Origin of the sequence: Salmonella sp. SAL03688 (assembly GCF_046551895.1) — a bacterium.
Lineage (GTDB): Bacteria > Pseudomonadota > Gammaproteobacteria > Enterobacterales > Enterobacteriaceae > Salmonella > Salmonella enterica.
In genome coordinates this window covers 45,906-60,984 of the sequence record NZ_JBGDVI010000025.1, presented here as the reverse complement: position 1 = coordinate 60,984, position 15,079 = coordinate 45,906, and the positions used below count along the sequence as shown (strand labels likewise).

General features: G+C 53.8%; 13 protein-coding genes and 1 pseudogene. 5 read left to right on the top strand and 9 right to left on the bottom strand.

Annotated elements, in window-relative coordinates; genetic code table 11:
• Positions 1-151: 151 nt before the first annotated feature.
• Positions 152-4,039, bottom strand: a complete 3,888-nt coding sequence (purL, locus tag ACLJR2_RS20480; RefSeq protein ID WP_000970061.1) for a phosphoribosylformylglycinamidine synthase — start codon at positions 4,037-4,039, stop codon at positions 152-154.
• Positions 4,040-4,063: 24 nt separating this feature from the next.
• Between purL and ACLJR2_RS20475 the strand changes: the two are divergent.
• Both ACLJR2_RS20475 and mltF read left to right on the top strand, forming a co-directional pair.
• Positions 4,064-4,294: pseudogene (locus ACLJR2_RS20475) on the top strand (hypothetical protein).
• A complete protein-coding gene (mltF, locus tag ACLJR2_RS20470; protein ID WP_000734249.1) occupies positions 4,295-5,839 on the top strand; it encodes a membrane-bound lytic murein transglycosylase MltF in 1,545 nt (514 codons plus the stop codon).
• A gap of 50 nt (positions 5,840-5,889) precedes the next feature.
• On the opposite strand, the gene tadA is transcribed toward mltF, so the two are convergent.
• From tadA to murQ, 4 genes are read right to left on the bottom strand one after another with little or no spacing between them, the layout of a single operon-like run.
• Entirely contained in the window at positions 5,890-6,441 is a 552-nt protein-coding gene (gene tadA / locus ACLJR2_RS20465) for a tRNA adenosine(34) deaminase TadA (protein ID WP_001134564.1), read from the bottom strand.
• A 24-nt stretch (positions 6,442-6,465) separates the two neighbouring features.
• On the bottom strand, positions 6,466-7,101 hold the full coding sequence (gene yfhb / locus ACLJR2_RS20460; RefSeq protein WP_000253558.1) for a phosphatidylglycerophosphatase C: 636 nt from the start codon (positions 7,099-7,101) through the stop codon (positions 6,466-6,468).
• 3 nt (positions 7,102-7,104) lie between these two features.
• A complete protein-coding gene (locus ACLJR2_RS20455; RefSeq protein ID WP_000361662.1) occupies positions 7,105-8,466 on the bottom strand; it encodes a PTS transporter subunit EIIC in 1,362 nt (453 codons plus the stop codon).
• 10 nt (positions 8,467-8,476) lie between these two features.
• Entirely contained in the window at positions 8,477-9,370 is an 894-nt protein-coding gene (murQ, locus tag ACLJR2_RS20450) for an N-acetylmuramic acid 6-phosphate etherase (RefSeq protein ID WP_001048531.1), read from the bottom strand.
• Positions 9,371-9,485: 115 nt separating this feature from the next.
• Between murQ and ACLJR2_RS20445 the strand changes: the two genes are divergently transcribed.
• On the top strand, positions 9,486-10,334 hold the full coding sequence (locus ACLJR2_RS20445) for a MurR/RpiR family transcriptional regulator (protein WP_000995694.1): 849 nt from the start codon (positions 9,486-9,488) through the stop codon (positions 10,332-10,334).
• Between the two features lie 38 nt (positions 10,335-10,372).
• Here ACLJR2_RS20445 and ACLJR2_RS20440 read toward each other — a convergent pair whose 3' ends face one another.
• Positions 10,373-11,290, bottom strand: a complete 918-nt coding sequence (locus ACLJR2_RS20440) for an oxidoreductase (protein WP_000684023.1) — start codon at positions 11,288-11,290, stop codon at positions 10,373-10,375.
• A 21-nt stretch (positions 11,291-11,311) separates the two neighbouring features.
• Entirely contained in the window at positions 11,312-12,508 is a 1,197-nt protein-coding gene (locus ACLJR2_RS20435; protein ID WP_001276364.1) for an OFA family MFS transporter, read from the bottom strand.
• A gap of 115 nt (positions 12,509-12,623) precedes the next feature.
• Between ACLJR2_RS20435 and ACLJR2_RS20430 the strand changes: the two genes are divergently transcribed.
• Together ACLJR2_RS20430 and ACLJR2_RS20425 are read left to right on the top strand one after the other, a co-directional pair.
• Positions 12,624-13,535, top strand: a complete 912-nt coding sequence (locus ACLJR2_RS20430; RefSeq protein ID WP_015633058.1) for a LysR family transcriptional regulator — start codon at positions 12,624-12,626, stop codon at positions 13,533-13,535.
• A 52-nt stretch (positions 13,536-13,587) separates the two neighbouring features.
• A complete protein-coding gene (locus ACLJR2_RS20425; protein ID WP_001196291.1) occupies positions 13,588-13,848 on the top strand; it encodes a YfhL family 4Fe-4S dicluster ferredoxin in 261 nt (86 codons plus the stop codon).
• A gap of 111 nt (positions 13,849-13,959) precedes the next feature.
• Here the strand turns inward: ACLJR2_RS20425 and acpS are convergent, their stop codons facing one another.
• Both acpS and pdxJ read right to left on the bottom strand, forming a co-directional pair.
• Positions 13,960-14,340, bottom strand: coding sequence for a holo-ACP synthase (gene acpS / locus ACLJR2_RS20420; protein WP_000986043.1), 381 nt, complete (start codon positions 14,338-14,340; stop codon positions 13,960-13,962).
• Entirely contained in the window at positions 14,340-15,071 is a 732-nt protein-coding gene (gene pdxJ / locus ACLJR2_RS20415) for a pyridoxine 5'-phosphate synthase (protein ID WP_000818964.1), read from the bottom strand. Before pdxJ ends, acpS begins: the two co-directional genes overlap by 1 nt.
• Between the last annotated feature and the right edge of the window lie 8 nt (positions 15,072-15,079).

The window sequence follows — 15,079 nt, the reverse complement described above, 5'->3', positions numbered from 1 at the left end:
AGGATAGAGGATAATCGCGTTGGGTGCGTTTGAACTCAGTCATCATCACGTTCTCCGGATTTAAGTCTGGAACGTGTCAACGCTATTCAGGACGGGTCACCGTCTACAAAAAAGCCCCTCGTGAAGAGGGGCTTAATGGCTATCGGGCTAATTAACCAAGCTGCTTACGCGCATTACGGAAGATACGCATCCACGGGCTATCCTCGCCCCAGTTTTCCGGGTGCCAGGAGTTGGCGACGGTGCGGAATACACGTTCCGGATGCGGCATCATAATCGTCACCCGACCGTTTTCGGTCGTCACCGCCGTGATGCCGTTCGGCGAACCGTTCGGGTTAGCCGGATAGGTTTCAGTCACCTTACCAAAGTTATCAACGTAGCGCAGAGCGACCAGGCCTTTGCTCTCAAGCGCGGCAAGATGCGCATCGTCCCGCACCTCAACGCGCCCTTCCCCATGGGAAACCGCAATCGGCATCTGTGATCCTACCATTCCTTGCAGCAGCAGCGATGGGCTTTGCGTCACTTCCACCAGGCTGAAGCGGGCTTCGAAGCGGTCAGAATGGTTACGTACAAAACGCGGCCACAGTTCGCTGCCCGGGATCAGCTCGCGCAGATTCGACATCATCTGGCAACCGTTGCACACGCCCAGCGCCAGCGTCTGCGGACGATGGAAGAAGGTTTCGAATTCGTCGCGCACCCGATGGTTAAACAGAATGGATTTCGCCCAGCCTTCACCCGCCCCCAGCACGTCGCCGTAGGAAAAGCCGCCGCAAGCCACCAGCGCATGGAAGTTGCCCAGACCGATACGACCGCCCAGCAGGTCGCTCATATGGACGTCAATCGCGTCAAAGCCCGCACGATGGAACGCCGCCGCCATCTCCACGTGAGAGTTCACCCCCTGCTCGCGCAGTACAGCGACTTTCGGTCGTGCGCCTGTCGCAATGTACGGCGCGGCGATATCTTCATTAATATCAAACGACAGCTTCACGTTGAGGCCCGGATCGGCATCATTCGCTTTCGCCTCGTGTTCCTGGTCAGCACATTGCGGATTGTCGCGCAGACGCTGCATCTGCCAGGTGGTTTCCGCCCACCAGACACGCAGCGTAGTGCGGCTTTCGCTGAATACCGTCTGGTCATTAGCGGTAATCACAAAGCGATCGCCAGCCAGGGCCTGACCAAGGTAGTGGACGCAGTCAGCAAGACCGTACTGCGCCAACAGCGCTTCTACCGCGTCTCTGTCTTCAGCGCGTACCTGAATCACGCCGCCCAGCTCCTCGTTGAACAGTGCGGCCAGATGGTCATCGCCCAGCGCGGCGATATCGACCTGCACGCCGCAGTGGCCGGCAAAGGCCATCTCGGCCAGCGTCACCAGCAGACCGCCGTCGGAACGGTCGTGCCAGGCCAGTAATTTACGCGCAGCGACCAGCGCCTGCATGGCGTCATAGAAGCCTTTCAGTTGCGCGACGTCACGCACGTCCGCGGGTTTGTCGCCAAGCTGACGATAGACCTGCGCCAACGCCGTTGCGCCCAGCGCGTTGTGGCCCTTGCCAAGATCGATCAGCAGCAAGGCGTTATCTTCCGTTGACAGCTGCGGCGTAAGGGTGTGACGCACGTCTTCCACGCGGGCAAACGCGGAAATCACCAGCGACAGCGGCGAGGTCATTTCGCGCTGTTCGTTGCCTTCCTGCCAGCGGGTTTTCATCGACATCGAATCTTTGCCCACCGGAATCGTCAGGCCAAGCTGCGGACAGAGTTCCTCTCCCACCGCTTTAACTGCGTCATACAAACCGGCATCTTCGCCAGGATGACCGGCTGCCGCCATCCAGTTAGCGGAAAGCTTGATGCGCTTGATATCGCCAATCTGCGTCGCGGCAATGTTAGTCAACGCTTCACCGACGGCCAGACGGGCGGAGGCGGCAAAGTCCAGCAGCGCCACCGGCGCGCGCTCGCCAATCGACATCGCTTCGCCGTAGTAGCTGTCGAGGCTGGCGGTAGTGACCGCGCAGTCAGCCACCGGGACCTGCCACGGGCCAACCATCTGGTCACGCGCCACCATACCGGTGACGGTACGGTCGCCAATAGTGACAAGGAAGGTTTTTTCCGCCACGGTCGGCAGATGCAGAACACGATTTACCGCGTCGGCAATCGTGATATCCGCGCGGTTCAGCGCATCGCCTTTCGCCTTCAATGTTTGCACATCGCGGGTCATTTTCGGCGTTTTGCCCAGCAGGACATCCAGCGGCAGGTCGATCGGCTGATTGTCGAAATGGTTATCATGCAACGAGAGATGCTGTTCTTCGGTAGCGTCGCCAATGACCGCATACGGCGCGCGTTCGCGCTTACACAGTTCATCGAACAGCGGCAACTGGTCAGCCGCGACCGCCAGTACGTAGCGCTCCTGGGATTCGTTACACCAGATTTCCAGCGGGCTCATGCCCGGCTCGTCGCTAAGAATGTCGCGCAGTTCGAATTTCCCGCCGCGCCCGCCGTCGCTCACCAGCTCCGGCATCGCATTGGAGAGACCGCCCGCGCCCACATCATGGATAAACAAGATTGGGTTAGCGTCGCCCAACTGCCAGCAGCGGTCGATCACCTCCTGGCAGCGGCGTTCCATTTCCGGGTTATCGCGCTGAACAGAGGCAAAATCGAGATCCGCATCAGACTGGCCGGAGGCCATTGACGATGCCGCGCCGCCGCCGAGGCCGATATTCATCGCCGGGCCGCCAAGGACGATCAGCTTCGCGCCGACGACGATCTCGCCTTTCTGCACGTGATCGGCGCGGATATTACCGATCCCGCCCGCCAGCATGATCGGCTTATGGTAGCCGCGCAGCTCTTCGCCGTTGTGGCTGTTCACTTTCTCTTCATAAGTACGGAAGTAACCGGTCAGCGCCGGGCGACCAAATTCGTTGTTAAACGCCGCGCCGCCCAGCGGACCTTCGGTCATGATATCCAGCGCGGTGACAATACGTTCCGGCTTGCCAAAATCCTCTTCCCACGGCTGTTCAAAGCCCGGAATACGCAGGTTGGAAACGGAGAAGCCCACCAGCCCGGCTTTTGGTTTCGCACCACGCCCGGTGGCGCCTTCATCACGAATTTCGCCGCCGGAACCGGTCGCCGCCCCCGGCCACGGAGAGATGGCGGTTGGGTGGTTATGCGTTTCGACCTTCATCAGAATGTGCGCGGGCTCCTGATGAAAATCGTAACGGCCGGTATTGTGGTCGGCGAAGTAGCGCCCCACCGCAGATCCTTCCATCACCGCGGCATTGTCTTTATAGGCAGAGAGCACATAGTCCGGCGTGGTTTCGAAGGTGTTTTTAATCATTTTAAACAGCGACTTCGGCTGCGGTTTACCGTCGATAATCCAGTCGGCATTAAAAATCTTGTGGCGGCAGTGCTCGGAGTTCGCCTGGGCGAACATGTACAATTCGATATCGTTCGGGTTGCGCCCCAGTTTGGTAAACGCCTCCTGCAAATAGTCGATTTCATCTTCCGCCAGCGCCAGACCAAGACGCAGGTTGGCGTCAATTAACGCCTGACGGCCTTCTCCCAGCAGATCGACACTGGAAACCGGCGCAGGCTGATGGTGGATAAACAGTTTTTCCGCATCGGTTAAAGAAGAGAACACCGTCTCCATCATACGGTCGTGCAGCTCTGCGGCCACTTGTCGCCACTGTTCCGCCGTCAACGTCGAAGCCTCGATATAGTACGCTACGCCGCGCTCCAGCCGCTCAACCTGTTGCAGGCCGCAGTTGTGGGCGATATCCGTTGCTTTTGAAGACCAGGGGGAGATGGTACCAGGACGCGGTGTGACCAACAGGAGTTTACCCGCCGGCGTATGGCTGTTAAGCGCCGGGCCGTATTGCAACAGACGGGTAAGCTGCTCCTGCTCGCTATCATTTAACGGGGCGTTCAGGTCAGCAAAATGGACATACTCAGCGTATATATTGTGGACCTGGAGGTTGGCAGCCTGAAAGCGCGCCAGCAGTTTATTGATACGGAATGCAGACAGTGCAGGCGAACCACGCAGAATTTCCATCATAAGTCTCTCGTCTTCTAAGCTTCGGTGTGCGCAAGGGGGGAAACGGCCGCCATTATAAAGAATCTGACGCGCTGACGAAACCGTTTGCGTAGAAATAAAATCACCGCTTTTTCTTGTCATACGGTGCGGCTACCGTTGCGAATAAGTTGCCAACTGGCGCATTGTTACGCAAAATGCCGCTCATTAATGACTTATCTATTGCAGCAAAACATCTTTTTCAGCCTGAGGCAACGCACGATCCAGAGAATTAACTAATTGAAAAAATTAAAGATTAATTATCTGTTCATCGGCATATTGACGCTGCTGCTGGCAGCAGCCCTTTGGCCCTCAATCCCCTGGTTCGGTAAAACCGAAAACCATATCGCCGCGATTCAAGCCCGGGGGGTACTGCGCGTCAGTACGATCGACTCGCCATTAACCTATTCCGTTATCAACGGTAAAAAATATGGTCTGGACTATGAACTGGCGCAGCAGTTCGCCAACTATCTCGGCGTGAAGCTGAAAGTGACGGTGCGCCAGAATATCAGCCAGTTGTTTGACGATCTGGATAACGGCAATGCCGACCTGCTCGCGGCTGGGCTGGTCTACGACAGCGCACGCGTTAAAAACTATCAGCCCGGCCCCATGTATTATTCAGTTTCGCAACAGCTCGTCTACCGGGTCGGACAATATCGCCCACGTTCGCTGGCGACCGTTAACGAGAATCAGCTTACCATTGCGCCAGGGCACGTCGTGGTCAATGACTTACAGCGTTTAAAAGAGACAAAGTTTCCCGACCTGAGCTGGAAAGTGGATGATAAAAAAGGCTCGACGACGCTGCTGGAAGAGGTCATCAGCGGCAAACTGGATTACACCATTGCCGATTCAGTGGCGATCAGTCTGTTTCAGCGCGTTCATCCCGAACTGGCCGTGGCGCTGGATGTCACGGATGAACAGCCCGTGACCTGGTTTAGCCGACTGGACGACGATAATACGCTCTCCGCCGCGCTGCTCGATTTTTTCAATTCGATCAATGAAGACGGTTCTCTGGCGCGGATCGAAGAGAAATATCTGGGACATGGCGATGATTTCGACTACGTTGATACCCGCTCTTTCCTGCGAGCGGTGGATAACGTCCTGCCGGAGCTGGAACCGTTATTTAAAAAATATGCCAAAGAGATAGACTGGCGCCTGCTGGCGGCGATTTCTTATCAGGAATCGCACTGGGATCCGCTGGCGACCTCGCCAACCGGCGTGCGCGGCCTGATGATGCTGACTAAAAATACCGCCCAAAGTCTGGGGCTGACCGACCGTACCGATGCGGAGCAAAGCATCAGCGGCGGCGCTCGCTATCTTGAAGATATGATGGCTAAAGTTCCCGAAACCGTTCCGGAAGACGAGCGTATCTGGTTTGCCTTAGCCGCCTACAATATGGGTTATGCGCACATGCTCGATGCCAGATCGCTGACGGTAAAAACCAAAGGCAATCCGGATAGCTGGACCGATGTGAAGCAGCGTTTGCCTCTGTTAAGCCAAAAACCGTATTACAGTAAGCTAACCTACGGTTACGCGCGTGGACATGAGGCTTATGCTTATGTGGAAAATATCCGTAAATACCAGATAAGTTTAGTGGGGTATTTGCAGGAAAAAGAAAAGCAGGAAGCGGAAGCCATGAAACTGGCGCAGGATTACCCGGCGGTGTCGCCGGAGGAGCTGAATAAAGCGCCCTTCCCCCTCCTGTCGTTTTTATCGCAGTCATCAGGCTACCTGACGCATTCGCCGTCTTTACTGTTTACGCCGCAGAAGAAAGAAGAAAAATAGCGCGATGGTCTTATCGGATGGCGACGCGCAACTTCTTATCCGGCATTGCGCTATACTGTCGGCCCCGCGCCTTCCGCACGGTCGGCTTTCTTCAGGGCTTTAATTTCCTGACGACGCATACGGAAAAAATCACTGAGCAGCGTCGCACATTCATCGCGCAGCACCCCTTCAATAATGTCGACCCGGTGATTCATTCCCGGATGGTGCAGCACATCAATTAGCGATCCGGCCGCGCCGGTTTTTGCATCGCGCGCGCCAAAGACAACGCGTCCAATGCGGCTATGCACCATAGCGCCTGCGCACATCACACAGGGTTCCAGCGTGACATACAGCGTGGTATCCAGTAACCGGTAATTCTGCAATACCAGACCTCCCTGACGCAGCGCCATTATTTCAGCGTGCGCAGTAGGATCGTGGCGGCCAATGGGTCGGTTCCAGCCTTCGCCAATGACGCGATGGTTATGCACCAATACCGCGCCAACCGGAACCTCGCGTTCGTCCCAGGCGCGTTTCGCCAGCGTCAGCGCGTGGCGCATCCAGTATTCGTGATCTAATTCGACATCAGACAAAGAGGTAACTCCGGTAATGAAAGCGGGCGGCATTATACACAGACGCTATGCGTTTCACTATTCGAGCTGCTGCAACTCGCCGTGCGGCGTCACCCGCCAGCGATGCTGGCAAAAATAAAGCAGCGGGTTATCCTGTTTGCTGTCGCTGTAGCCGCTATAAAGACGCAGCGGCGTACCGATTTTACGTTCCAGTTGCGCGACTTTTTCATGGCCCAGACAGCGCACGGTTAATACCCAGCCGCCATACCGTCGCGCCATCTGGCTGGCGATGAGGTTAACGCGCGGCAGCCACGGCGTATCAAAATAGACTTGCTCTACCAAGGATTGCGGAGAACCGGTAATAAGCCAGATATCCGCGTCAGAGCTCAATAGATAGGTGGTCAGACGCTCCTGTACAACCGGAAACGCCGTGACGTTAGCGCGAAACCAACGGACAAAATCCGCCTGATGCGCCTGCAAACGCGTTTCGCTATGGCCAAAAGTACAGCCCCACAATAACAGACTCATCGGCCAGCGGGCCGCACGCCCTTTTACCAGTAAACCGATACCGATAATGGGCAACAACGGCAGTACGAGCAGCGCATTTAGCGGCTGACGGCGCAGCAAATAACGCAGAAAACTGCCGAACATATCCTGTTGATGTAACGTTCCATCCAAATCAAAAAAGACGACACGACGCTCGTGGCTGACCAAACCTTACTCCTCTGGATCATTGAACCCCAGCAGCCAGGTAAAAATAAACCCGGCAATTACCGCTATTAAATAGCCTAACAGATAGAACAGGACTTTTCCGGCAACAATTGTTAATGCCAGCGGCAAACCGGAAATACCAAAGGTAATTACCGTCGCCACTTTCCAGTAGCTGATCAACGCCCCGCCTACCGCGCCGCCGAGGCAAGCGCCAATAAATGGCTTACCCAATGGCAGCGTGACGCCAAAAATCAGCGGCTCGCCAATCCCCAGCAGTCCGACCGGAAGCGCGCCTTTAATCACCTTTTTGAGCCGCGCATTGCGGGTTTTCATCAGTACGGCAATGGCCGCGCCTATCTGACCAACGCCCGCCATCGCCAGGATGGGAAACAGCGCGTTATAGCCGTGCGCTTGCACCAGCTCCACATGAATAGGCACCAGCCCCTGATGCAGCCCGGTCAGTACCAACGGCAGGAAAGTTCCGGCTAGCACCGCGCCCACCAGAAAACCGCCGCGATCGATAGCCCAGGACGCGCCGTGAGCAATAGCGTCTGAAATCCAGCCGCCAAGCGGTTGCAGAGCGACAATCGCTATCGCGCCGGTGATAACAGTCGTCAATAAAGGGTTAAGAATTAACTCCAGCGACCCCGGCAGCAGCTTACGGAACTGGCGCTCAATCCAGCACATTAACGCCACCACCAGCAGGACGGCGATAACGCCGCCCCGTCCCGGCTGAAGCACCTCGCCAAAGAGCGTAATCTGCGCCAGTTGCGGGCTGGAAAGGATCCCCGCCATCACGCCGCCTAACGCCTGCGATCCGCCAAAGACTTTCGCGGTATTGACGCCAACCAGAATGTTCATGATAGCGAATACCGCGCTACCAAATATCCCCATCAGGCCCAGCAGGTTAGGATAGTGGACAGCAACATCGCCGACGATATCCGGACGTTTAAGAATGTTGATAATGCCGGTAATCAAGCCGGATGCGATAAAGGCGGGGATAAGCGGTATAAAAACATTCGCCAGCTTACGCAACGCATCGCTCATCGGCGCTTTATACTTCGCTTTCGCCTCGGATTTGGTACGCGCCATAGCATCGTCCGGCTTTACACCACCTGCGGCAATCTGCACGCGCATCGCATCAACCACCTGCGCAGCCTTCCCCGGCCCAACGATCAGCTGATGTTGCTCCCCTTGCTTTACGTATCCACTGACGCCAGGCAACGCTTTTAAGCGCGGAATATCCAGTTGGCTGTCGTCCTGTACCTCCACCCTGACTCGCGTCATACAGTTTTCCAGGCGCAGAATATTTTGCTCTCCGCCGATACCACGTAAAATGTCGCTGGCGAGCGCTGCCGTCTTATCCATACACACCTCTTTAGTGTTCTAACGCCGCCCTTAAAAAGCCCTGATGAGCGGCGAGTTTTTCCCTGGCGGCTGCAGCATCCAGCCCCGTAAGCGCCATCAAAATGGCGGGCTTAACCTCAAAATCGGTCTGTTTCAGCAACGTTTCCGCCTCTTCACGACCTATCCCGGTCGCTTCAACGACCATCCGACACGCGCGATCGACCAGTTTGACGTTGGTGGCTTTCATATCCACCATCAGGTTTTGATAGACCTTGCCGAACTTCACCATCGCGCCGGTAGAAATCATATTGAGCACCATTTTCTGCGCGGTGCCGGATTTCAGCCGCGTGGAGCCGGTAAGCGCTTCCGGCCCGACAACGGGCGAAATAGCGATATTAGCCTCCCGCGCAATAGGCGAATCTGGATTACAGGAGACGGCAACAGTGGTACAACCGGACTGTCGCGCATAGCGCAGGCCGCCAATCACATAGGGTGTACGACCCGACGCCGCGAGCCCCACGACCAGATCCTGTTCTTGCAGATTTAGCGCGACAAGATCGTCTTCGCCTGCCTGTTGGCTGTCTTCCGCGCCTTCGACCGCCTTCAGCAACGCGCCCGGCCCACCGGCAATCAGCCCGACGACCAGACCGTGCGGAACGCCAAACGTCGGGGGGCATTCTGAGGCATCCAGTACGCCAAGCCGACCACTGGTGCCCGCGCCCATATAGATGATACGTCCGCCAGACTTCAGCGCCGCCGCAGCGGCATCCACCGCACGCGCAACGTCAGGCAGAGTGGCTTTTACCGCTTCCGCTACCAGCGTATCCTGTTCATTAAAACGCTTAACTAATTCAGGAGTAGGCAACGCATCCAGATCCATCGTTTGCGGGTTACGGGTTTCAGACACTAAGGTACCAAGATTCATTTTTGTCCCTCTGGAATTTTTAATTCATAATAAGCGTCCATGATGGAATAGAATATTCCCCCAGGCGAGTGAAATTTCGTTTTGTCGTCGCCATCACGTTTCGCAGGAGCTGCCCATGAACTGTTTGATTCGTATTCGCCAGCGTTATCCGGATCTCGCGCAAAGCGACAGGAAACTGGCGGATTATCTGCTCGCGCAACCGGATACGGCGCGACATCTGAGCTCGCAGCAACTGGCGGCCGAAGCGGGCGTCAGCCAATCCAGCGTAGTCAAGTTCGCGCAAAAACTGGGGTTTAAAGGGTTTCCGGCGTTGAAACTGGCTATCAGCGAAGCGTTGGCCAGCAATCCTAATCCGCATTCCGTTCCCGTTCATAACCAGATTCGCGGCGACGATCCGATGCGCCTGGTCGGAGAAAAATTAATTAAAGAGAATGTGGCGGCGATGCACGCCACGCTGGACGTTAACAGTGAAGAAAAGCTGTTAGAAAGCGTCACGATGCTGCGCCACGCCCGCCGTATTGTGATCACCGGGATTGGCGCCTCTGGGCTGGTGGCGCAAAATTTTGCCTGGAAGCTACTGAAGATTGGCATTAACGCGGTGGTTGAGCGCGATATGCACGCCCTGCTGGCGACGGTGCAGGCGCTGGCGCCGGAGGATCTGCTGCTGGCGATCTCTTATTCCGGGGAGCGGCGCGAGCTGAACCTGGCGGCGGACGAAACATTACGCGCAGGCGCGAAAATCCTGGCCATTACCGGTTTTTCTCCCAACGCCTTGCAGCAGCGCGCCACCCGCTGTCTGTATACGATTGCCGAAGAGCAAGCGACGCGCAGCGCCGCTATCTCCTCGACACATGCGCAAATGATGTTGACCGACTTACTGTTTATGGCGCTGGTACAACAGGATTTAGAGCGGGCGCCGGAGCGTATTCGCCATAGCGAGGCGCTGGTAAAAAAACTGGTTTGAAAATGGCTCTTCCGCCTCATGCAGAAGAGCTATCAAGTTTATTGCGCTTCTTTCGCGTGAATCAATTGCGTCAGGAGTGTGTTAACCGGTACAGCAATATTGTTCTGAGCGCCGATTCGCGCAATCGCACCATTTAAATAGTCGATTTCAGTCAGTCGGCCTTTATGTAAATCCTGATGCATAGAAGGATAGTGGTGGCCGCTCTCACGCGGATCGAACACTTTCTTCACCGTATTCATCACCATTTGCTCAGTCAACGGAATATTCTGGCTGGCAGCAACTAACACAAACTCATCAACTACCGCTTGCGCTAAATCTAAAGCACCAGGCCGCTGACCAAATCCGCCGACATTACAATCCAGTAGCGCGCAATAGGTGTTCATTACGCTATTAAAGGCTGCTTTCTTCCAGATCGATAATAATACGTCAGGGCTTATTTCAGCATTCAATCCAGCGCTATTAAGGGTGGCAATGACCTTAGCCTCTTGAGCCGAATCCTGGCTGGCTATCGGCTGCAGTTCAATCGTTCCGGTACCGGTGGCCATAATATGCCCAGCCCCCTCCAGTTCGCTGGACCATAACGTCACACCCGCATAGATTTTCTGCCGATCGACATATTTCTCCAGGGTTTCGATATTTCCCAGGCCGTTAGATAAAATCATCACGACCTTCGCGGCTGGCAGCAGCGGCTTAATACGCTGTAACATGCTATCCAACTGCATGGCTTTGGTAAACAGAATAACCAGCTCAAACTCCCCCTGGGATTCATCAGCCAACATAGCAGGGATGGGGTAATACTTCTGAGTCGTTTCCGTTTCGACAAACAACCCCTTGCTACGAATAGCGTCGACATGCTCCTGCCAACCATCGATAAGCGTCACGTCGTGCCCGGCCTCCAGCAGCATATAGCCAAAACGACATCCCATAGCGCCTGCACCTGCGATTGCAATTTTCATTTTTATTTCCTTATTATCTGATTAATGAATTTTGGCTAAAACCGTTGCGACATATTTTTTCGTTATCAGGGTCAACACGACTCCAATAAGCAATAGCACTGTTGTCAAAATAAATACTGTATTGTAGCTTCCGGTATATTTTGCAATAGCGGACGTTACATAAGGAGCAATAACCGCACCGACGGCAAAACCAAAATACATAAAGCCGTAGTTTAGTCCCTGGTTACGCATACCAAAATTCTGGCTGGTCAAGCCAGGGAAGATAACTAATATACCGGCATAAGCAAAGCCCACGCCCAGAGCGCTGAAATAAAATACCGAAGTATTGCCATTGAAGAAAAATAACAGCAGCATACACAAGCAAGTAAAGAGGTAAACAATAACCAGCGTATTATAGCCGCCTAATTTATCGGTTAACCCTCCCCAGAACAGGCGACCGATCGAGTTAAATATCGAGACCAGGCTAACGACTAATGCACCGGACAGTAAACCGTACTGCGTCATACCAATTTGCGCAGAACTTGAGCTAATTACCATCCCAGAGAACACGCCCAGCGCCAGAATCATAAACAGCAGCCAGAAGCGCAGATCTTTCAGCATGTGCCGATAGTCTTTATCCAGTGGCGACGCTTTAATTCCTCCACTATCTTTTGCTGGCGCGCTACGAATAAAGAACTGGACGATAAAAATAACCACCAGATAAACAATGCCCAGATATAACAACGCCCGACTAACATCGTGAGTTTGCGCCATAAAATATTCGGCCAGGCGGGTGCAAAGTAGCGTCCCGACGCCAACACCCGCCAGTACGATACCGCTGGCAAGACCGCGACGGTCAGGGAAAAATTTCAGAATATTATTAAGATTACCCGTAAAAGCCAGGCCCGATCCCAACCCGGCAATGACGCCGTAGGTTAAAAACAGCATGGGCAAATTATCCACAAACCCGGACAAGATAAAACCTAAAGAAAACAGGATACCACCGATAACTATCGCCTGCTTTCCTTTACCATTGTCGATCATTCTCCCGCCCCAAATCATCGGTAAAGGAATGATCCCCATATTGATAGAGAATGCTAACGCCAGCGTAGCCGGATCCCAGTGATATTGCGCCATGAGTGGTGTTTTGAAATAGCTAAATGCGTAGACGCCCCCGAGCACAAAATTGATGCACACGTGAGCGGCAAGCATTCCCCAGCGGTTGATTGATGCCGACATAATTTTCCCTTTTTAAAATGCACTGATCACAGTTTAAAAAAAGCAAAATAGGCAAACAATTTGGTATTTTTTATAATCGTTATAACAAAACCCAATCGATTGGCATTAAATTTTAATGAATATCAAACAACTACACTCCTTCCTGATATTGTGTGATGAATTACATTATGGTCGGGCAGCCAGTCGCCTGTTTATCACTCAGCCATCATTAAGTCAGCAAATCAAACAACTTGAGTCATCACTTAAAATAATATTATTTAAGCGAAAAGGTAGAGGAATTAAATTAACAAAAGCAGGCATTATTTTGCAACGACACGCTAACAAAATAATGCTGGATTTAAAAAATGCCGAAAATGAACTTCTTCCCTATCAGGACCAACAGCGCGATACTATTTCAATCGGGGTGTCAGGCAGCTACCTGGTCCTGCCCGCTTTTCGCAACTTTATGGCGCACCATCCGGAAATATCTTTAAATGTTAAAGAGTTCTCAACTGAGCAAACCATTAAAAAGCTGACGGATAGCGCCGTTGATATTGGCATTGTTTATCGAACAGCGCTCCCTGCCCAGCTAAGCTCGACCATGCTGTTTGAAGATGAAATTATCGCTGCAATCCCACTTTCTCATCCTCTGGCGACACGCGAACGTCTGCATTTAAAAGATTTAAACGACCAGCCCATTATCGTGCTTAATGACTCTCTGCTATTAAGAGGGATCATCACCACAGAATTTAATAACCGCAAAGTCGTCCCTAACGTCATCTGCGAACTGGATAACCACTACTCATGCCTTGAGTATGCCGAAGCGCAGATTGGCATCGCATTTATTACCCGCTCGCTAACCCATTTATCGACACCCAAAAATGTTCGCCTGGTTTCACTGGGCATCCCCGCATTTTTTATTCCTGTCATGCTGGTGCACAGTAATGACCTTTCACTGGATAACGCAACCATCTGCCTGCTCAAGCAGATCAAAAATTTTTACACTGTAGATAACAAATCAGCGCCAGAAAAGAGCTGGCCCGAGTAGAAAATAGGCGTATAATGCCCGCCCGATTTGTGTTGTTTCTGAGAATTTCCTGATGGCGCTGTTAATCACCAAAAAATGTATCAATTGCGATATGTGCGAGCCGGAGTGCCCGAATGAGGCGATTTCAATGGGCGACAGCATTTATGAGATTAACAGCGACAAATGCACCGAGTGTGTAGGCCATTACGAAACGCCGACCTGTCAGAAAGTCTGCCCAATCCCCAATACGATTTTGCAGGATCCCGCCCATGTCGAAACCGAAGAACAGTTGTGGGATAAGTTTGTTCTGATGCATCACGCAGATAAACTGTAAGCGGGTTAACGCACTTCCAACGCAACAATGCCTGATGGCGCTATGCTTATCAGGCCGACAATATATCGGCCTGTAGGTCAGATAACGTGTTTACGCCGCCATCCGGCAAATCTAACTTTCCAGAATGACCGTAGCGCAGGCGTAATGGCGTTCATCGGCCAACGTGACATGCATGTGCGCCACACCGAGTTTTTCCGCCAGCGTTAACGCCTCGCCCCACAGCCGCAAACGTGGTTTTCCCAGCTCATCGTTAAACACTTCGAACTGATTAAACGCCAGACCGTTGCGGATGCCGGTGCCAAAAGCTTTCGCTGCCGCCTCTTTGACCGCAAAACGCTTGGCGAGAAAACGCACCGGCTGCTGATGCGTCTCCCAGATAGCCCACTCGTTGTCACTGAGCACACGCCTTGCCAGACGTTCGCCGGAACGGGAGATCACTGCCTCAATGCGGGCAATCTCTACAATATCCGTTCCCAGGCCGAGAATCGCCATTAGCCGCGCGCTTCCAGCATCAAACGTTTCATTTCAGCCACCGCCTCTTTCAGCCCCGTCATCACCGCCCGACCAATAATGGCATGACCGATATTGAGCTCGTGCATTTCCGGCAGTGCGGCAATAGCTTTGACGTTATGGTAGGTCAGGCCATGACCCGCATTTACTTTTAGCCCCAGACGGGCCGCCAGGGTCGCGGCGCTGGCAATACGCGCCAGCTCTTTTGCCTGTTCCGCATCGGTTTCTGCGTTGGCGTAGCAGCCGGTATGGATTTCGATAAACGGCGCGCCGACTTCCGCCGCCGCGTTGATTTGCGCTTCATCGGCATCGATAAAGAGCGAAACCTGGATGCCAGCCGCCGCCAGGCGCGCACAGGCATCACGCATTTTATCGCGCTGTCCGGCCACATCCAGGCCGCCTTCGGTGGTGACTTCCTGGCGTTTTTCCGGCACCAGACAACAGAAATGCGGCCTGGTTTCTACGGCGATCGCCAGCATCTCTTCGGTCACCGCCATCTCCAGATTCATACGCGTATGCAGCGTCTGACGCAGAATGCGCACATCGCGATCGGTAATGTGGCGACGATCTTCGCGCAGGTGTACGGTAATGCCGTCCGCGCCTGCCTGTTCAGCAATAAACGCCGCCTGTACCGGATCCGGATAGTCGGTGCCGCGCGCATTACGTAACGTGGCAATGTGGTCAATATTGACGCCTAACAGTAATTCAGCCATGACAATCC